Below are 20,700 nucleotides of genomic sequence, written 5' to 3' on the forward strand. Positions count from 1 at the left end.
CTATGCTTTTTGCGATACTTATTTAGGACTATGGGAAAGAAACTTTCGGATTATATGACATGGGACGGACTTTGGATAAAGAAAAAAATCGCAAGCTTAATATTTTTTCGATATGTAAGCTTGCGATACCCTAAACAAAAAAATTAATTAATAAACTGTATCCAGTGGTTTAATCTGATATGTAAACTCGTAATCTTTATATGTTAGCCTGTATTGAGGCAAACAGGTGCTACCCCAACTATTTTCGCCACCTAATCCTTGCTGGGCGTAATCTATGCATACTTCGGTAAAATCGGCAGGTTCTACTTGACCTGAATGCCTTTGATCTTTGAGGTCACCATCGTCAAGAGATTCAATTGTATAGTTCAATGCTACCATAGAGAAAGGTTTTGAAGCCACAAAATTCAAACCTATACCACCTTTATTTGTTTGGTTCCACCATCTGATGTCGGTCTTACAACCATTTTCTTGCGGACGAATGTATGGGTAGAATTGTTCTTGTGTGGTCATTTTATATATACCGACAAACGAATTGTGGTTTCTGTCTATATAGTTTTCTACAGGTCCTCGTCCATAGAAATGGCTATAATACATTTCCTTAGGCATTCTCATACGCATTCCGTAACGGAACATATTTGGAACCTTCTTGCCTTTTTCCGTCAAGAGTTTCTGGGTAACCTGAATATCCCCCTCATTATTGATGACATACGACAGTTTCAATATAGAGAACACTTCCGGCATTTGATATTCAGCATCGACATATACCATTGAATTTTCAACCCGGGAATTTATTCCCTTAAGTTTCATTACAGGATTTTTCCAGACCTTATACTTGAGGTTAAGACGTGCTCCATAGTCATTGTCCGTTCCAGCACGCCAAAAATTCGGAATAAGGCTTGTTCCTTTCTCAAGCATTGAGATTCCGTTTACATCGTAACGACACAAGAAACCATCAACTTTACTGAATTCAATATTAAAGTTTTCACCCTCGACAATTACTCTGTTAACATCCGGTTCCTTTATTCTAGGAGCTAAGATTTCAGGATGTCCACTAGCTTTATTAGCCAACTGTTCAAACACAAATCCAGAAGTATTAACCGGAATCTGACTCTTGGCTATTACATAACCGGCATTAAGTAACTGTTCTGCCTTCTTTAAGGTGTAATATACATTAAGGAAAACCTCATCATCGGCAGTAAATTCTGATGACGAGAAAGGTATCTGATATTCTTTTGCAGATTGTGCCGGTACATCAAGATTTGATATAACGCCTTCTTCAACTACATTACCATTTACAACCAGATTCCATTTCATGTTGTAAGCATCAATATTCCTGAAGAAATATTCGTTGTAGACATTAACCTTGCCATTTTTAATATCAGACTGCGTAGTCCAAATTGGCTGATGGAAATATTTCACTTCATAGCTTTGCGGATTAGGCACTCTATCCGGGCTTACCAGACCATTGGCACAGAAGTTATTATCGGATGCATCATAAGGGTTGAAATCACCACCATAAGCATAATACATATTACCTTTGTCATCATACTGACGTATACCCTGATCCACAAAATCCCATATAAAACCTCCCTGGAATTGCGGATATTTACGAATCATATTCCAATAATGTTCGAAACCTCCCATAGAATTACCCATAGAATGTCCATATTCACACTGAATCAGCGGTTTTTTAGGATTAGCCTTAAGATATTTTTCGCAAGGGCTATATCCGGCATACATTGGGCAGAAAATATCTGTATAGTCAACACTAGGATTCTTCTTGAGGGATTCTTCTAATGTCATGCCTTTATTAAGGTCTCTGATAACCTGAGACATAGCCGGTTCAAACTGACATGCCCTAGAAGGATCTTCATTCTTAATCCAATTATAGCAAGCCTCAAAGTTAGGTCCCATACCTGCTTCATTACCCAAAGACCAGAATATTATGGAAGGATTGTTGAAGTTACGTTGAACATGGCGTTGGTTTCTTTCGAGATGCGCTTTAGCATATTGTTTGTTTTTTGCAAGCGAACGATCTTCGAAGAGCATCATCCCATGTGATTCAATATTAGCTTCTGCACACACATAAATTCCATATTTATCGCACAAATCATACCAATATGTATCATTAGGATAATGGCTCGTACGTACGGCATTTATATTTAATTCTTTCATGAGACGTATGTCCTGAAGCATTCTTTCCTTACTGATTACATATCCATAATCCGGGTCAATATCGTGACGATCGGCACCTTTGAATAATACAGGCTGTCCGTTCACGAGAATTTGTCCTTTTTCGTTATCCAGTTCCACCTTGCGGAAACCAACATTTACGGGAATTACCTCACCATTTGAAATGGCAAGAAGTTTATAAAGGTTAGGAGTCTCTGCAGTCCATTTCAGAGGAGACTTCACATTGAAGCTTACTGTCTGGTGACCACTCCCTGAAACCGTCTTGGTTTCGACAGGCTGTCCGTCCGGAGAGAATAGTTCGAGAGATACAGTCTGACGTCCGTTTAGCTCTAAAGAAACGTCAAGTGTAGCATCAGTATATGTTTTGTCCAAATCTGGCATTATACGGAGATCGTCAATACGTTTATTATTTCTGGCGTAAAGATAACAATCGCGCGACACGCCACTCAGCCTATAGTAATCCTGGTCCTCAAGATAAGTTCCATCGCACCATCTGAATACCTGGAAAGCAATAAGGTTTTCCTTTCCAAATTTCACATAAGGGGTGAGATCAAACTCTGCCTCAAGTTTACTATCTTCACTATATCCTACGAATTTTCCATTTACATAAAGATAGATATTTGATGTCACCGCACCAAAATGTGCTATGACTGTTTTTCCTTTCCAATTGGCAGGAACGACAAAACTTCTTCTATAAGAGCCTACATGATTATTCTCAACAGGAAATTTAGGCGGAGTATGATAATATTTGTTGGTCCATGCCTGGGTTAGGTCGTTTATTTCGCAGTCTTCAATCTGGCTTCTCCATGGATAGCCAAGATTGACATACTGCGGGTCGCCATATCCGTTCATTTCCCAATTTCCGGGCACTGGCATTTTGCCCCATCCGAGGTCGTTGAAATCTGTTTTATAAAAATCAAGAGGGCGCATATCCGAATCTTTTACCCAATTGAATTTCCATATTCCATTCAAAGACATGATATTTTCCGAGAGCCATTTATCACCTTTCATGGCAAGTTCTTCAGACTCATAAGCAAAATAATATGTATGCATCGGCATGCGGTTCACCTGGTTTACTTCAGGGTCTAACCACTCTGTCCTATTCTGCGCCACACCATTTACTGATGCAAGCATCATAGCTAAACATAATGTTTTTATGGTTTTCATAAATCTACAATGTTAAGTTTAAGTTACTTATCAGTTCTTTATTTCTGAATTTCTATCAGTATTGTTTTCTCAGGAGTCAAAGTGAATTGTTGTCCCAGCGACGTTCCGTTTATAAGATTTACGACGTTCTTTATGTTTCCTTTCTTTGACTTCAAAGTCACTGTGGCATCAGTACATCCTAAATTTATAATCGACATGACATATTTGTTATTGCCTGTCGGAACGACTCTCCACATACAACCTTTTGTGTTTATTCCATTTTTCTCTACAATGAACACATCCGGCGTAAGTTTCTTCTGTTCGAGAATTCTAAATGCTTCGTTCGTTATTTTGCCAATGCCATCCATCGGGATTAACTTGCCTTTAGATGCGTTCAAGGAGATATTCCGAGGTTGTCCATATTCATTTTTCTTCAAACTGACAGAATCTATAATAACCGTGCCGCCATTGTCAAGATATTTTTGTATGGAATTAAACTCTGCATCTGTCACAAATTCTGTTTTCGACACTACTATCAATTCCCAAAGATTATTTTTCTGACTGTTGATTATATCTTCCGTAGCAAATCCCAATGGAACACCGTTGAAATACATTTTGCGATAAAGATCGAAAAGGTTTTGCATATGGAACCACTTGTTGATGACAGAAGTTTTAGAATAGAACAGGCGTATAGGCTGTTTAAGGCTTTGCATTGCTGCGATTTCACTACTGAAAGCATTAAGATCCATCATTGTTTTTGCAACTTCGTTTGCCACCCTTGGCTGCTGAACCACACTTGCCGCATATGCATTGTTCATCGCATTGTCAGGCCCTCTATAATTCATCAGATCTTTTCGTATAGCTCCGTCTTTTTCTCTTGCCCAAAACCATGTATAATTAACATTCATACCATGGAGGGTTGCAAGCCAATATGCAGAACGAACAAAGTCAGGTGTCATATAAAGGTTACGATACTGTGACGAGGAAAGGTAATGTGACTCCGAGTTTACATTTGGCTTGTTTGGAGAAACCGACCTGCAAAAATCATAAGTCATAGTCACTTCTTTCCAATCGAAAGAATAAACCCCTTCCCAATATTCTTTTTCCTTTCTGTGGTTCCACTGTTTCTTTACTATTTTAGCGTCATTACCGATTATATCTGAAAGTTTTGTCAGAGCCTCCATGTCAATACCATGATCTATCTTATCGTCCGAGAAAAGATGTGGCATGATTTTTAAATGTGTTTTTGCATCAGAATCGTATTTCTTTATTCCTGAATCAAGGAACTTGAACCATTCTGTCACTCTATCCATATTAAACGACATCCAATCATAGCCGGCCGGTTTTCCCTTAAGATTTACGGCAAACGGAACTTGAAACTCCACCTCATCAAAAGAAGAGAATGATGTATTCCATAATTTATTGAGATGAGCTATATTGCCATGCTTGTTTTTCAACCAAACACGGAACTTTTCCATTGTATATTTCGAGATTACACCAGTAGCCCACGTTTTCTGCATAGAAAACCAATGCGGTTCATTTGACAGTATATACCCCATATCCGTATAGGCCTTGCCTTTCATTAAAGGTATCGTAGATTTAAATGTCGTTTCCCAAAATCTACGTATGTTAGGATTGTCAATATCGTATTTTGTAAAGTATCTTGAGCCTATACCTAAATCAGGGTCAATGTCCAAGGCCCATTTTGGAGCTACTCCATGCCATAAAAGTACATAACCGGAATATTTGGATGGATATTTGGCTATCTTTTCAACACCCATATACGAAAGATCTCCGTTCTCATTTTTTATGGATGGTAACGCCAATGAAACTCTATCGACTTTTCCACAATATTCATTAACCATGAAGTCGGGCTTCGTAAAATAATCATTTATATATACAGGTCGATTGCCACTCACAAATTGGTTTCCTTTTACTTTAATGGATTCCCAATCTATAGAAGGAACCGGACGACGTACATATTTGCCTGATATAACACCTTGTAATTCTTCGATAGCGGTATCAAGCATTTTGTTTACTTCATCTCTTTCGAATTCGGCAAGCTCTGCAGCCATCTTTTCTGCATCTTTTTTATAAGCCGGCCATGCTCTGAACTGATAAACATTAGGCTCAATGTTTTTCTCATCCCAAGCTGCATAGCCAAGAAATGTCTTGGACATCCATACTGCAAGTTCTTCACGCTGTACATCAAGCCCTTTGCTTTTAGCCTCAATTATCAATGAATTTAATTTAGAAATTTTCTTTTCTGCATTTTCTACAGACTCCGATGCCATTATTAACGCAGGAATCAATAAAAAAATAAAGAGAAACTGTTTTTTTTTCATGATTAATTAAATATTTAAGTTACTATGTAAGTGTATCCAATATTATGACCTTACCTTATTGCACACTCTCACAAGAATATTCAAATATAGACTACAAACACACAAAAGTTACCTGAAAACTCTCTTTCTACCTCAAAATACTTAATATTAGAATTCTGTAAAAAATAAACTTTCTATAAAGCATGAATGCATTATTAATTCTATCCTGAAATTTTATCCAATTATAATTTTATGACTCAATCAATTTGTATATCGTTTGTCCCTATATTATTTCAATTCACTTTTTACCTAAAGAATATATCATGTGTTGTCTGATGACAATGCAAAAGTATAAATAATTACATTACATACAAAGTATTAATAGATGAAAAATAAATTATTAACATTTATTATTGGAATAGTTAAATAATAAAATAATAACAGAGAATGCTCATCTCCTGACGGGAATTCACATTCTCTGTTATACAGTGATCATTTAAACATTATTTATCTCAAGTATCACTAACCGACCATCTATAAAGATATCATGTCATACTCAAATCTTCTGTTTTTACCGCAACTTACAAATACTTAGAAGCAGAAAACGATTAGAAACTGTTTTTATTTATTATGCCTTAGTTTAAACTTCCAAAAGAATAAATAAAACCGCAAACTTGAATGTTAACATAATTATTTCTTAAGGCAAATATCATAAAAATCAATTAAATTCTTTTACCGGTATAACCAATGGTTTAGACTTTAAACTACCAGACTCATTTGTAGCTGTTATAGTTATGTCAGAAGGAGTCTTGGTGGACTGTATCATCAAAAGACAACGTCCAAATTCCGTTTTTACCATTTTTTTCTTAAATGAATCCATTTTCTCTGTCTTTCCACAGTCTGTTCCAAGGAATCGATAATCACCTGAAATAGTGAACTTTATCTCGTCGTCTACATTCTTGACCTCTCTACCTTTCTTGTCTACAAGCTGAGCCACAACATGGAGCACATCTGTATTATTGGCCGTCATCATCTTTCGGTCTGGAACGAGTTTAATAGAATACGCCTCATCAACGGTTTCAAGAGTTTCTTTTACTTTCTTTCCTTTATAAGTACCTACTGCCGTGAGTTTACCTTTTGAATAATCTGTTGCCCATTTGAAGATTCTGTCTTCCTGATCTTTCAAACTTTGTTTTCCCAATGACTTTCCATTTTGGAAAAGTTCAATTTCATCGCAATTAGAGTAAATCTCCACTATGATTTTCTCGCCTTCGCTGTAATTCCAGTGCGGATTAACATTTTGCCATACTCTTGGAGCCAATTTCCAGTAATCTTTTTTCTTCTCAACAACATTGCCATCTGCATCTTTCTTAAAAATTGAAAGTTTAGCTGTTTGAGTATATATCGCAATAACCGGTTCATCAGTCCAAAACGACTTAAACTGATAATACGATCCACGCGGAAATCCTGCCAAGTCCAAAGGTCCTTCAGGCGTAGCTTTCTGAGGCCATTGCTGTGCACGGCGTTCACCCAAATAATCGACACCTGTCCATAAGAAAACTCCTGCTATATAATCTCTTTCGATACAAGCTTTCCATTCGTACCATCTAGGGACATTCTCGGTACCCATCATAATTTTATTTGGATATTTTTCTCGCAAATAGTCATATTGCGCTGGTTTGTAACTGAAACCTGCAATATCCAATACATCGGTATATCCTGTTTCAAAACTTGAAGTAGGAAGAATAAGATTGGCTATTACATAACGTGTGGTATCCATCTCGCGTGACCATTTGGCTAATTTTGCAGCCGTTTTTCCTATACTGAAAGTCTGACGTGGATAATTACGCCAAAACTCACGTACAACTTCCGGAGAATTTGGTGGTACGGGAGTACGCCATAAAGTCCAGTCCATCTTATCGTTCCTATCCGTATTGCCAAACAATCCTGTTGCAGATCTATTACCTGGATATGTCCATTCAATCTCGTTTCCAATACTCCACTGGAATATGCAAGGATGATTGCGCGAAGAACGCATTACGTTCTTTAAATCAATCTCTGCCCATTGCTGGAAATGTTCAGAATGTCCTCTGGTAATATAATCTACTTCTTTATCGTGCATATTATATCTTTTATCTTTTGGCAAATCCCATTCATCGTAAAACTCATTTTGAACAAGAAAGCCCATTTCGTCGCACAAATCGAGGAATTCATCCGAAGCAGGATTGTGAGCTGTCCTGATAGCATTACAACCTCCAGCTTTAAGTATGGCAAGACGACGTTTCCATACATCTTTCGGAACGGCAGTTCCTACGATACCAGCATCATGATGCAAACATACACCTTTTACTTTCATATTCTTTCCATTAAGGAAAAAACCTTTGTCCTTATCAAAATGTATAGTCCTTACTCCAAATCTGGTCTCGCGATTTCCTATCGTTTCATTGCCACTAACTATATATGTTTTAGCGATATAGAGATATGGAGAATCTATATCCCAAAGTTTGGGATCGAATAGTTCTACGTCCTGATTGAGGGTAACCTTTTCGCCTGAAGCAAGATTAAAAGCTGTGCTCACTGTGGCTACTTTTTTATTATCCGCATCATAAATGTCAGTATATACTCTACCCGATTTAGCTTCAGAATAATCATTTTCCACATCTACACGAATATTAACAGAAGCTGATTCTTTATTAATTACGGGAGTCGTAATGAATGTTCCCCAAACAGGAATATGCAATTTATCCGTAATCAACATTTTCACATTACGGTAAATACCAGAACCGGTATACCATCTGGAATCGGCATATCTACTATGGTCTACCCTTACCGACAATCTGTTAATTCCATTTTCCGGTTCAATAAAATCCGTCAAATCATACCAAATGGGGGCATATCCATAAGGATGGTTTCCCAAACGCATACCGTTTATCCAAAAATCCGCATTGTTATACACGCCATCGAAGATGATATAACATTTCTGGTTTTCACTGATTTCAGTTTTGAAAATCTTAGAATACCATCCTATACCACCGGGAGTAAATGCCGTACATCCTTCGAGATTCTTGTCAAATGGTTTTTCTATTGTCCAGTCATGAGGGAGATCCAACTGCCTCCAACCTTCAGGATTGTATGTAGTCAATGAATAATCATGAGAATCCGACAAAGTAAATAACCAATTATCATTGAAACTCACATATTTTTCTTGGGATGCATATGCTCCCATCCCAAACGAAAACAAAAGGAAAAGGCCTGAAAATAAATGTCTTTTCATGGTAATTATCTTTTTATAATATAATCAAGATTTTGCAAGTGGGGCACTTAATAGTTGATTGACAAGCCAACAAGGTTTCCCATACAGATACTATTTTTACATATTGCAAAAATAGCTTTCCCATCTGTATATTTTGATGAAATGAAACCTTGTCAACTTGTCTTCTTGTCAACTTGCAAAGTATAAGTTAGACTTGCAAAGTTTAAATAATAGAATTTTATTTCAATGGACGCATACACACTTTCTCAATCGTATGTATCATAGGCAGCAATGCATTGGGCTGTACTTTAGACTTATATTTAGCAGGATTATAATTTACCTTATCAGTAGATTTATAAAGATATGGTAAACCGATTGACAAAGCTGGTTCTTTGTATAATTTCATCTGTCTGATAAGTTCTTTTTGCATTCTGTCAGCTATCTCCTTGTATTTAGGATTATTATAGAAATTTTTCATCTCATCCGGGTCGACCTCAAGATCGAACAACCAAGGAGTTTCCCTGCAAGAAAGGACTAATTTATACCGTCCGTCCGTAGCCATCGTCCAATCGTTAAACGGAGAGGCTGTAGTATAAACTATTCTGTCTTGTTTGACATTCTTTTCCTTGTTTGTAAATGCCTGGGCATCATTGATACCCTCTTGCAAACCAGGAATCTGTTTCACTCCCATCAATCCAAGAATGGTTGGAGCAAAATCTACACATGTATATACAGTATTGACAATCTTGCCAGGAATTATCTTTTCAGGATAGCGTATAACAAACGGAATTCTGGCAGACGATTCATAAGGAAGTCCTTTGTTTACTCGGCTATGCTCATAAAGCATATCCCCATGATCGGCAGTAAAAACAACTATAGTATTGTCAGTCAGATTATTTTTATCAAGAAAATCCAAAATACGGCCAACGTTATCGTCTACACATTCCACCATGGCAAAATAGTTTGCCAACGCTTTCTTGTCAAACTTATCCTTGTTTACATTGTATTGTCCACCCCTGGCCCAACGCGGACGTTGGTCAGTATCATTTGTGACCATCGTTTCCGGAGCTTCATAATCAAGATTGATATATTTCTGAAGATATTCCTCGCTCGCTATATCTGGAGAATGAGGATCCGGAATGGATAACATCATATAGAAAGGTTTATTCTTGTCGCGTTCAAGCAATTCAAGACACCTGTCGGTGAGATACTCCGTAACATGGATAAATCCAGGTTTAACCGGGCCCGACCAATACGAACGGATTTTATTGGGTTGTTTTACAATTTCAAAATATTTCCAGTGACCATCATTGAACATATAAGTACGATCCATATATCCGAAGTTGTATCCTGGTTCAAAATATGGACGACCAATATTGGGAACACCGCCCAAATGCCATTTTCCAACGTATGAAGTCTGATAGCCGTCACGTTTCAACATTTCAGCATATGTAATCAAATTTGGATTCATAGGCATATCGTTAATCGGACATCCTGTAGATACAGGATAAAGTCCTGTCTGGAAAGATGCTCTTGAAGGAGTAGAAACAGGAGATGAAGCATAATACCTGGTACAGATGGCTCCTTCTTTTGCCAGCCTGTCTATATTAGGTGTCTGAACAACATTCTTACCCCATGGAGAATCGTTTATATCGCCAACCAATCTCCTGTAACATCCCAATGTATTGATGGTATGTTCATCGGTTTGTATGACAATAAGATTTGGTTTTTCTGATGCATATGCACACGAAACAACCAATGAAAGGAATGGAAATATTTTGTCTTTCATGATACTATTTGTTTACACTATCAACAATATTCTTACAAGCATTGAAATAAATTCCGCAATCTACAGAATAGGCTATATACAACACACCCTGATTACGCCAAAATTTTGCATTCTCAGCCGACTCTACAAATGTACCTACTTTAACCCCCTTGGCAGCAGCTTTCTTTACAGCTTCCTTCATTTTTTCTACTACTATAGGGTTTGTGACATCGCCCGGAACTCCGCAAGACTGGGACAAATCGTAAGGGCCGAGGAATATTACATCAAGGCCTTTCACATCAAGGATTTCATCCAGATTATTGATTCCTTCCAGTCCTTCAATATGTACCAATACCATGGTACGTTCATTAGACAACTTGAAATGTTTACTTTTTTCCACATGAGTATATTCGGCAGCACGTGTATAACGGCACACCCCTCTTGTCCCTTCCGGAAAATATTTAGATGCACTAACTACGGCTTGAGCCGACTCTTTGCTGTTTACTTGTGGAACTTCCACGCCATGCGCTCCCAAATCGAGCGCACGAAGGATATTCTCATCACTTGTATCGGTGGTACGAATTATCGGACTCATTCCATGAAGCTCTGCAGCACGGATAAGATTCTGGGCAGACTCAAAACTGATTGGTCCATGCTCCATATCTATAATACAAAAATCAAAACCTGCCAAAGCCGCCTGTTCAATAAGAGCAGGATCATTCATTTTCAAGAATGGGCCCAATACTGCGTGGCCATCATTCATTTTTTGTTTTATATAATTTACAGTCATAGTGTCTTTATATTAATCTATTCATGAAAAATAATCTAATTTTACAGGTATCCCTTCTTCCTCGATAAAAGCAACAGTCATCCCAGGAACAGGAATAAAAGGACCATAAATAAGTTTAGCATCCTTAAGTTCTTCGTCCATGGACTCTACTTCGTATGCGATATGCGGCATTGTCTGAACAAGTTCGGGAAACGGACACCCCTTTTCAAAACGTAAAAATTCAATCTTATTTGGACTCGCTGCCACATCAGTACAGAAAAGATGAAGCTCATCATTGTGAGTTTCACCATCTACCGGATTTGTTACCGGTATGCCAAAATGGTGTAACTTTCTCATAAATTATAATTAAAGTGCTATTGAAATACGTTTAATGTACAGATAATCTTCAAGTGCAAGATGCGAGCAATCATGTCCCAATCCACTGTCTTTCATACCTCCATGTGGTAAATTTATACCATACTTGACACCATTGACCTGAACTTCACCACATTCTATAAATTTAGAATATTTCTGTACCCTTTCAAGACTGTTTGTAAACACATACGAAGCGAGACCTGCATCTGGAACATTCACCATAGGGTCAAGATCTTCTTCCGTATTGAACTTGATGATGGTAGCAACAGGACCAAACATCTCTTCGTTGAAACAACGCATATCAGGAGTTACATTTTCAAGAATCGTAGGATTCAGATAGCTTGTTCTTTCAGGCATACCTTCCGGTATTCCTCCAAGAGACTTTTTGGCTCCCTTGCTTACAGCATCGTCTATCAATTCCATTATGCGTTCACGAGCCTTAACATTGATGACAGGTCCCATATTTATACCTTTATCTTTACCAAAGCCGACCTTGATAGCTTTAGTTTTTTCCGTGAAACGCGACATAAATTCGTCATAAATAGATGACTGCACAAAAATACGATTAGGCGTAACACAAACCTGGCCACTGTTGTTGAATTTTAGTCCAACCATTGTATTTACTGCTTTATCCATGTCACAATCATCGAAAATCAATGCAGGAGCATTTCCGCCGAGTTCGAGGCCTAATTTTTTGATAGATGTTGCAGACTGCGCTACAAGTTTCTTTCCTGTGGCACTCGAACCAATCATGGTAAGAACTCTTGGGATAAGGCTCTCTGACATAGGAATGCTTGTATCCTTACTTGAACCTGTAAGAACGTTAATGACACCTGCCGGGAAATTTATTTCAGCACAAATCTCCCCAAACAAGTAGGCTGAAACAGGAGAATCAATAGACGGACGGATTATTATGGAACATCCTGCCGCTATTGCCGGTGCCACTTTATATGCCACATTCAAAATCGGGAAGTTCCATGCCAACATGGCACAAACCACACCTCTTGGTTCGTGAACAAGGATATTGGTATGCGACCCCTGCAAATCGGGCAATACCTGCGAACGCATTCTTAACATCTCGTTGGGATAATATTCAAGTGCATCAACTATCATGTCAATATCTTCGTCTGCCGATTCCCATGTCTTTCCCATTTCATACATCACAGCATAATGAAGTTCGTCTTTATGTGCGATAACGGCATTACGCAATTTGGCAATCCACTCGTTTCTTTCGGACAAAGACAATTTTGACCAATATTCAAAACCTTTCTGTGCTTCCTGCAAAGCCAATTCGGTATCTTCCTTTGACGCTACACAAAGTTTTGCAATACATTCGCCTGTTGCAGGGCTAATAATCTCCTTCTGCGTTCCGGCAACGCTCTCACACAAGCGTCCGCCTATATACATTTTTTTTACACCAAAATCCATAATCAATAATTTATACGTTTTCTATAATCATTTTCATATTCGGGAACAACATTAGTCTCCCAGTTTCTTAAATCTTTTTTCATTTTTTCGAAACGTTCGGGATAAACATTCTGCAAATCTGTAGTCTCACTTATATCGTCACGAAGATTATATAACTGATATTTACCTGAATGATATTTTATCAGTTTCCAATCACCGTTGATAATAGCAGCATACTGGTCTGTATTATATGCACGGAAAAAATAAAGATTACGTTCTTTCATCTTTTTTCCTTTCAAAAGAGGCATAATGCTTTCGCCGTCAAGCTCCTTGTTCTTATATTTCTTTCCTGTGGCTATTTCCATGAATGTAGGGAAGAAATCCAAAGCCTGCACTGGGGTTTGGCAAACACTACCTTTTTTAGTAACTCCCGGATAATAAATGGCAAGAGGCACCCTGATTCCTCCTTCTGCCATTGTATCATCTATCAATTTACATCCGCGAAGAGGATAATTCGAATATAGTCCTCCTTGATCAGAGAAATATATAACTATAGTATTATCTTCTATTCCACGGTCCTTAATCGCCTTCCTTATCCTGCCTACAGACTCATCAACTGCCTCAATCTGCGCTGCATAGTTTGCTTGAATGTCTGTCATTCCTTTCGCTTTATATTTATCGAACAGATCTTTTCTTCCGATATTAGGACTGTGAACATTATAATAATGCATTGAAAGCATGAACGGTTGGTCGCGGTCGTAATTTTCTATCATGCTGACAGCCTTATCTGTTAGAAAATCTGTAATATAGTCTCCATTTTTGGCTATTTTTTTCGTTGTGTCAGCACCACGCATACGGAAAAATGGAGCATAATAATTTGAAACATTTCCAAAATCGGACAATCCATAAACTTCGTCATACCCACGCTTGTCAGGCCATACTTCAGGTCCTCCCAAATGCCATTTTCCCACAAACATATTATAATATCCGCATTCTTTCATAAGTTGAGGAAAAATTGTTTCTTCCATAGGAAGCCAGTTACGCGAAGGCATATACTCGTTTAATTCCGGAGAGTTTTCAGGCCAATAAGAATATGGTTCGGTGGTACCTGCCACTTTATTGTCAATATGTCTCACCAATTGGAATCTTACCGGCTGTTTACCAGTCATAAGCGACGCTCTACTTGGACTGGATGCCGGCTGTGTGACATATGCACGTTCGAAATTCATTCCATCAGCAAATAAGCGATCTACATTCGGAGTGTTGTAATGAGGATTACGTAAACCAAGGTCTGCCCATCCCAGGTCATCAACAAACATCATTACAATATTCATTCTTTTACTTTCTGCCGATGATTTTACCGATTTGGATGCAGCCATTACATTATTGGAAACTCCTAAAAAAGCCGCTATCCCTAACGTAGTATTGCTAATTATATTTTTCATATAAATAATCTTTAAAATTACTCATCTTCCCTGCCGATTCCTGTATAATCGCGGAAAAGCTTAATAGCATGATCGTCTTCCGTCTTAACTAAATGCTTGTAAAGACGAACCCGCAAATCCTTAATAACATTTTTCAATTCTGGTTTATTTATAAGATTAACCATTTCATGCGGGTCGTTTTTCAAATCATAAAGCTCATCATCGCCACACGGATTGAAACAGTATTTATATTCCGGGGTACGAATAGCCCTTTCGCCAAACCAATGACCGTTATAATATTCGTAGAAAAAGAAAGATTCATCCGGAACATTCTTCCATGCCTCGTCACCATCGTATACCAAAGGTAACAAAGAACGGCTATCTTGATTCGACTGGCGTGGCTGAAGTCCCATATATTCTACCAACGTTTGATTTATATCAATAAGAGACACTTGGTGTTTTACCACTTCTGGTTTCGCCCCAGGCACCTTCATAAGCAATGGGATTCTCATTAATCCATCATAGGCATACGGACCTTTATCATACAATCCATGTTCGGCCAGCATACTGCCTTGATCGGATGCAAAAACTATCATTGTATTATCCCATAAGCCTTTATCTTTTATGGTCTGGAATAGTTCTCCCAAAGCTTGATCCAACATCGTTACCATTCCCATGGAATAAGCTATGGTCTTTTTCCAATCATTTTCTGTCATATGTCCTAAATCCATCCATGGCCACATTACGGAATACTGATATTCAAGGCCTTTCTTCATATCTTTCCTGTATGAAGGAGGAAGCTGTACATCCCTGTAATCATACATTTTATTCCATGGCGACGGCACCCTGTATGGCGGATGTGGATAATGGAAACTTACAGTAAGAAAGAACGGGCGCTCATCATTTACGGCTTCGTTCAAAAATTTAATACCTAAATCAACTTGTTTCTTAGGTTCACTCTTTTCGTATGTAGTCTTTAATGTGCAGTAATAATCCGGTTTTTCAGGACTATCTGCTTTATCCTTGAAGACCTTTTTGTCATAATACCTTTCTATAGCCTCGAAACTTGGCCGTTTTGGCTTGACCCTTAAACATTCATTTGCACTTCCTACATACTGGTCGACACCACGGACATCAGGAGTAACATAGCCCACATGCCATTTACCGAAATAACCCACATTATAATTCTTATCCTTTGCCCATTCATAGATAGTACTCTGCTCAATGGGCAAAGTCATATCCTTACAATGCCAAAGGTGAAGATTATCATTCAAACCGGTACGATGAGCCAAGCGTCCTGTAAACAAAGCAGCTCTTGAAGGCGACGACAGGCCTGTCACGGTACAAGCATTAGAAAAGTCTGTACCCGAATTACGCAATTCGTCCAGATTGGGAGTTTTAGCCTTGCCACCTGCATAATTTAACATATCAAAACGCATATCATCGGTAAGAATTAAAATTACGTTTTTCTTTTCCGGATGCTTAGGATCTAAAACTTTTTTTTCTGCCGCATATGTTGTTATTGCAGGTATAGACATCAAAGAAATGGCAGAAAGAATATATGAATTTTTCATTTGTATCATCTTGTCAAATATTATTTCCAACCAGGTCAAAAGGATATTCCTTTCGACCTGGACTATATATTACCATTTAGCAGGTATAAATACACTCATTTCATGTTCGCCACGGTTACTCCATGTATAATAAGGAATCAATTTCAATTTGAATGGCTTATATCCAGTTTGCAAAGGAGCATACAACTTGTTTTCATCAAATCTCTTTGTACGTACGTAAGCATCTGTGGTAAGAGTCTTTACTCCGCCAAGAAGGTCTTTTTCATATTTAACGTCAAATTTAGCATCTACAGGCAGAAGAATATCTTCAATCTTGACTTTATTAGGCAAATCTATTCCTTCCACGCAATATGTCAAAGGTCCATAAGAGACAGCAAGCTGATTGCGTACTTCTTCTACTTTTGGATTACCCTCGTTCAATATAGGTTTCATTGGCAATACAAGTTCTACCTTGTCACCAGACTTCCATTTACGATTAACCACAGCAAATACTCCAGTATTGATAGGCATATCTATACCATTTACCTTAAGAGTTGCTCCTATAGCCCATGCCGGAATACGCAATTTCAATGAGAATTCAGCATTCTTGTCACCCTTGTAATTCATTTCTATTTTATCATCCCAAGGATAATTTGTAACTTGTTCAAACCTGACATTTTTGCCATTGATTTTTGTGTCTATTTCGTTACTTCCATAAAGAGTCACAAAAAGAGAATTTTCATCTTTCGCATAAGCATAATCTTTTGTTTCAGCCAAGAAACGCACCAAGCTTGTAGGACAACAAACGCAAGTGCATTCTTCAGTCCATCTCTGATGAAAATCCAACGACAATAGCGGATGCTGCTTACCATACCAACGCAACACGTTCGTATAGAAATAACTCTTTCCGTCAAGCCCCATGGACGACAAGTTGTTATAGAACGCTTTCTCCATAACATCCAAGTACATAGGATTTCCAGTCAACATAAACAAACGCCAACTATAATATGCCCCATAAAAAGTCGCACATGTTTCATTATATGCCGTAGAATTTTGCAACTGATATGGAAAACCAAATGCTTCATGCACACATTCAGTAGCATTTCGCGGAGTTTCCGAACCACCTCTATGCACATTACCCAAGCCTCCCGTAAAAGAAGCCTTTCTATTGTACATATCATTCCAGATTGTTTCAAGGGCAACAAGTAGTTCCTTGTCATTTATTTCAGCTACATAGTCGGCGGCACCTATATACAATACCGGACCTAAAACGGCATGTCCTACAGCACGATGCTCTTTTCTAAGCTTTGTATCGTTCTGGTTTTGTGTTTTACCATTTTTATTTCCTCTACCGGTTATGAATCGGTTTGCACAATCCAAATATCGTTTTTCGCCTGTGCTACGATATAATTCCATAAGTCCCATAATTTGGGTTGGGTTGAAATCAACGTCAGCAAGTTCAGGAGTTATTTTTGCAAAATATTTATCCAGGAAATCACCAACTTTGATAGCTGCATCCAGCAAAGTGCGATCTTTTGTAACACGATAGTGCACACAGGCCAATGTCAGGAAATGACCCATATTATATGTTTCATGAAATCCTGGTCCCTTAAATCTCTGAGTATTCTTAAATGGCTTATTCCATGCACGTTCTGAACCTGTAACACCGAAACCTATCTGAGTATGTGTAGTAAAATATCCATCCTCGGCCACACTACGTGCCAGACGGGAAGCCTTTTCCTGAATAACTTTCAATAGTTCAGGGTCTTTTGTCACTGCATAAACAGCGATTTGCGCTTCAAGCCATTTAAAGTAGTCGCCATCCTGCCAATATGTACCTTTAAATCCTTTAGAGCCATCTGCTCCATCAGCCAAAATCTTGAAGTTATATTCGGAAAATTCCATGAAATATTTGTATTGGGCAGGAATAAGATTCGGCATTACCATATCAAAACGGTCTTTCCAAAAACCTTTTGTCCATTTTACTTCTCCCATATCGGCTCCACGAGCTTTAACATATGCATTCTCTGTTGCTGCCACATATGCATTCTGCTGTGCAGAGACTGTAGAACCCAAAGTATGGGCCAACATTGCTAATAATAATAATCTTTTTTTCATGATAACTATATAAAGGTTAAATTAATCATTCAACTTAAAGTAATTCAATTTATCTTCATCCACTTCTATTCCCAATCCATAGCCTGTCGGCACATCTATATATCCATTCACTGCCACATGAGGTTTAGTAATCAATTCCTCACGGATTCTGTTAGGACTGCGATCAAATTCCAAAAGCGGCTTTTTGTCGAACATACGACCCGGTGCATATTTAAGATTTGACGAAATGTGGAGATTTGCAGCTATAATGATACCTGTACCCCAATTATGTGGTGTCATCTCTACGTGATGCGTATCGGCAATAACAGATATGCGTTTTGCCTCAGTAATACCACCCGTAGTTCCTGTTTCAGGTTGTATATAATCTACACACATATTATCCAACAATGTTTTAAATCCATCAGCCCTGAATTCACATTCACCGGCAGCCAACGGAATAGTAGTTCTTCGGTGTAACTCTTTGAATCCCATATAATCATCAGGAGAGACAGGTTCTTCAAACCACATTATATCATACGGTTCAAGAGCTTTCGACAGGCGAAGCGCTTCACGGAAATTATATGCATGATTGGCATCAATTGCCAGTTTAACATCATCTCCTATTGCCTTTTTAACAGCCAACACATTCTGGATATCTTTTTCTATTCCAAGTCCGACTTTCATTTTGACGGCTGAATAACCTTGCTCTTTGTACATCAAAGCTTCTTCAGCCAATGCTTCACACATTCGGTCTTTCATACTTTCCGTGAAATACAAACCTGTTGCATAAACCTGGACCTTCTCTCTATATCTTCCACCTAACAAAGTAGAAACAGGCTGCTTTAAAATTTTTCCTTTCAAATCCCAAATTGCAACGTCAATAGCACTTATGGCAGAAAGCAAAATTCCTTTCCTTGCATAATCTATAGAACGTCTGAACATATCAGACCAAATTATATCGCTATCCAATGGAGATTTTCCAACCACCAAAGGTTTTAAAAATTCTATTCCACTCTTGATTATATTTGCCGGGCCGTATCCCTCGCCCCATCCTACTAAACCACTTTCGGTTGTAACCTTTACAATACAAATCAAACGTGAAGAATAACTAAACTGCGAGAAATAAAAAGCCTCATCCAATTGGTCGGACAACAAAAAGACTTCTATATCTTTTATTTTCATAACTTTGGAATTTATTAATTTATAAAACTATCTTTAAAAGTCAATATCATACAAGCTGCAATCAATATGACAGAAGCAACTATCATCAATAGAAACGAGTGTTTGGTGTTTTTCCATTCACCTGTCAGATACCCCCATATATTACCAAATATTAATGATAACGACAACATTACCGGCCATGTTATAACATTTCCAAGTTCACCTATAGAAACCGAGACAATTCCACTTAAACCTAAAGGCAAGAACCACAAAAAGCCTGTAATTACAGCCCATACTGAAGCCGTGATACTTCCTTGTTGTTTAAAACTAAAATCACCCCAAGTCTTATTCTTACATAACAGAAAGATGGCATAACCCGCATTCATCAATAATCCTCCAAAAACAACCACAGCCCTTGCCGGTATAGAAGAAGCCGAATACGTAGCACCCAAAGATTTCGCATTGTCAATAATCGGTATCGCAGCTTCGAAACCTACATTAAGAAGAGAAGAAAGAATACCTGACGATACAACAATTACGAGTCCCTTTACCAAAGATGATTTCTGACTGTTATTCACCTTTGAGGAACCTACATTCTGTTCTTTTTCACGAAGAATTCCGGAATATGCCGAAAGAGCCACGCCAACCAACATTATAGCCACTCCTAATATCACATAAATAAACGACGGCTGATGAGTAGCCCCTTCTATGCCAAACAAAGGAATTATGGCTCCAAGACCTCCGGCCAATCCCATTACTACCCCATTGGTTATAGATATTCCAACATAAGAGACACTCATTCCAAATAAAATTCCACCAATACCCCACAAAAAGCCTAAAAGCAGTGATGTCATAATTACTTTCGAATCTGTCATTAATATTGACTCCATGAAGGAATCAAAACCTGCGTATCCCCATACAAAAGGAACGACAAGCATAGCAAACAATGAATAAATCAACCAGAACGACTCCCATGACAATGGAGACTGTTTCTTCATACCTAAGCCAAAAGACCCTTGAGCAAAACCTGCCAACAAGAGCAATACCAAACCTAATTCACTCATAAATATTATATTTTAAAATTAAACATTAATTCTTTATATGTTGTCTGATGTCGTATGCAAATATATTCCTATTTTATTATTTGCGCAAGTTTTCGTAATAAACAATCAAAATATTAACATTTACAACATTTTACAAACAACTTTTAAGTACATGACAAAAATTTGA

Annotated in this window: 12 protein-coding genes; all 12 read right to left on the bottom strand. The window is 38.0% G+C overall.

Annotation, left to right across the window (positions count from 1 at the left end):
• Positions 1-147: 147 nt before the first annotated feature.
• The 12 genes from KQP79_RS19460 to KQP79_RS19515 all read right to left on the bottom strand — a co-directional run bounded on the left by KQP79_RS19460 (position 148) and on the right by KQP79_RS19515 (position 20,534).
• Positions 148-3,360 carry a glycoside hydrolase family 2 TIM barrel-domain containing protein gene (locus KQP79_RS19460; protein WP_004320149.1) on the bottom strand — a complete coding sequence of 1,071 codons (3,213 nt, stop codon included), beginning with the start codon at positions 3,358-3,360 and terminating at the stop codon, positions 148-150.
• Positions 3,361-3,398: 38 nt separating this feature from the next.
• Positions 3,399-5,684 (bottom strand): beta-galactosidase, encoded by a 2,286-nt coding sequence (locus KQP79_RS19465; RefSeq protein ID WP_234120783.1) that lies wholly within the window; start codon positions 5,682-5,684, stop codon positions 3,399-3,401.
• A gap of 697 nt (positions 5,685-6,381) precedes the next feature.
• On the bottom strand, positions 6,382-8,937 hold the full coding sequence (locus KQP79_RS19470) for a glycoside hydrolase family 2 TIM barrel-domain containing protein (RefSeq protein WP_004320152.1): 2,556 nt from the start codon (positions 8,935-8,937) through the stop codon (positions 6,382-6,384).
• 217 nt (positions 8,938-9,154) lie between these two features.
• On the bottom strand, positions 9,155-10,705 hold the full coding sequence (locus KQP79_RS19475) for a sulfatase-like hydrolase/transferase (protein WP_004320154.1): 1,551 nt from the start codon (positions 10,703-10,705) through the stop codon (positions 9,155-9,157).
• Between the two features lie 4 nt (positions 10,706-10,709).
• Complete coding sequence (locus tag KQP79_RS19480) at positions 10,710-11,474, bottom strand: HpcH/HpaI aldolase family protein (protein WP_004320155.1); 765 nt, start codon at positions 11,472-11,474, stop codon at positions 10,710-10,712.
• A gap of 21 nt (positions 11,475-11,495) precedes the next feature.
• Entirely contained in the window at positions 11,496-11,810 is a 315-nt protein-coding gene (locus KQP79_RS19485; RefSeq protein WP_004320157.1) for a hypothetical protein, read from the bottom strand.
• A gap of 9 nt (positions 11,811-11,819) precedes the next feature.
• Positions 11,820-13,256, bottom strand: a complete 1,437-nt coding sequence (locus tag KQP79_RS19490; protein WP_004320159.1) for an aldehyde dehydrogenase family protein — start codon at positions 13,254-13,256, stop codon at positions 11,820-11,822.
• A gap of 2 nt (positions 13,257-13,258) precedes the next feature.
• Positions 13,259-14,680, bottom strand: a complete 1,422-nt coding sequence (locus KQP79_RS19495; RefSeq protein WP_004320160.1) for a sulfatase — start codon at positions 14,678-14,680, stop codon at positions 13,259-13,261.
• 17 nt (positions 14,681-14,697) lie between these two features.
• Entirely contained in the window at positions 14,698-16,242 is a 1,545-nt protein-coding gene (locus KQP79_RS19500) for a sulfatase-like hydrolase/transferase (protein WP_004320162.1), read from the bottom strand.
• A gap of 60 nt (positions 16,243-16,302) precedes the next feature.
• Positions 16,303-18,330 (bottom strand): glycoside hydrolase family 127 protein, encoded by a 2,028-nt coding sequence (locus tag KQP79_RS19505; protein ID WP_044917879.1) that lies wholly within the window; start codon positions 18,328-18,330, stop codon positions 16,303-16,305.
• A 21-nt stretch (positions 18,331-18,351) separates the two neighbouring features.
• Entirely contained in the window at positions 18,352-19,491 is a 1,140-nt protein-coding gene (locus KQP79_RS19510) for a mandelate racemase/muconate lactonizing enzyme family protein (protein ID WP_004320167.1), read from the bottom strand.
• 14 nt (positions 19,492-19,505) lie between these two features.
• A complete protein-coding gene (locus KQP79_RS19515) occupies positions 19,506-20,534 on the bottom strand; it encodes an L-rhamnose/proton symporter RhaT (RefSeq protein WP_004320169.1) in 1,029 nt (342 codons plus the stop codon).
• Between the last annotated feature and the right edge of the window lie 166 nt (positions 20,535-20,700).

The organism is Bacteroides sp. DH3716P (assembly GCF_025914115.1).
Taxonomy (GTDB): Bacteria; Bacteroidota; Bacteroidia; order Bacteroidales; family Bacteroidaceae; genus Bacteroides; species Bacteroides ovatus.

Coding starts and splice junctions, on each gene's coding strand:
- KQP79_RS19460 (WP_004320149.1), bottom strand. CDS start 3,360: ATGAAAACCATAAAAACATTATGTTTAGCTATGATGCTTGCATCAGTA.
- KQP79_RS19465 (WP_234120783.1), bottom strand. CDS start 5,684: ATGAAAAAAAAACAGTTTCTCTTTATTTTTTTATTGATTCCTGCGTTA.
- KQP79_RS19470 (WP_004320152.1), bottom strand. CDS start 8,937: ATGAAAAGACATTTATTTTCAGGCCTTTTCCTTTTGTTTTCGTTTGGG.
- KQP79_RS19475 (WP_004320154.1), bottom strand. CDS start 10,705: ATGAAAGACAAAATATTTCCATTCCTTTCATTGGTTGTTTCGTGTGCA.
- KQP79_RS19480 (WP_004320155.1), bottom strand. CDS start 11,474: ATGACTGTAAATTATATAAAACAAAAAATGAATGATGGCCACGCAGTA.
- KQP79_RS19485 (WP_004320157.1), bottom strand. CDS start 11,810: ATGAGAAAGTTACACCATTTTGGCATACCGGTAACAAATCCGGTAGAT.
- KQP79_RS19490 (WP_004320159.1), bottom strand. CDS start 13,256: ATGGATTTTGGTGTAAAAAAAATGTATATAGGCGGACGCTTGTGTGAG.
- KQP79_RS19495 (WP_004320160.1), bottom strand. CDS start 14,680: ATGAAAAATATAATTAGCAATACTACGTTAGGGATAGCGGCTTTTTTA.
- KQP79_RS19500 (WP_004320162.1), bottom strand. CDS start 16,242: ATGATACAAATGAAAAATTCATATATTCTTTCTGCCATTTCTTTGATG.
- KQP79_RS19505 (WP_044917879.1), bottom strand. CDS start 18,330: ATGAAAAAAAGATTATTATTATTAGCAATGTTGGCCCATACTTTGGGT.
- KQP79_RS19510 (WP_004320167.1), bottom strand. CDS start 19,491: ATGAAAATAAAAGATATAGAAGTCTTTTTGTTGTCCGACCAATTGGAT.
- KQP79_RS19515 (WP_004320169.1), bottom strand. CDS start 20,534: ATGAGTGAATTAGGTTTGGTATTGCTCTTGTTGGCAGGTTTTGCTCAA.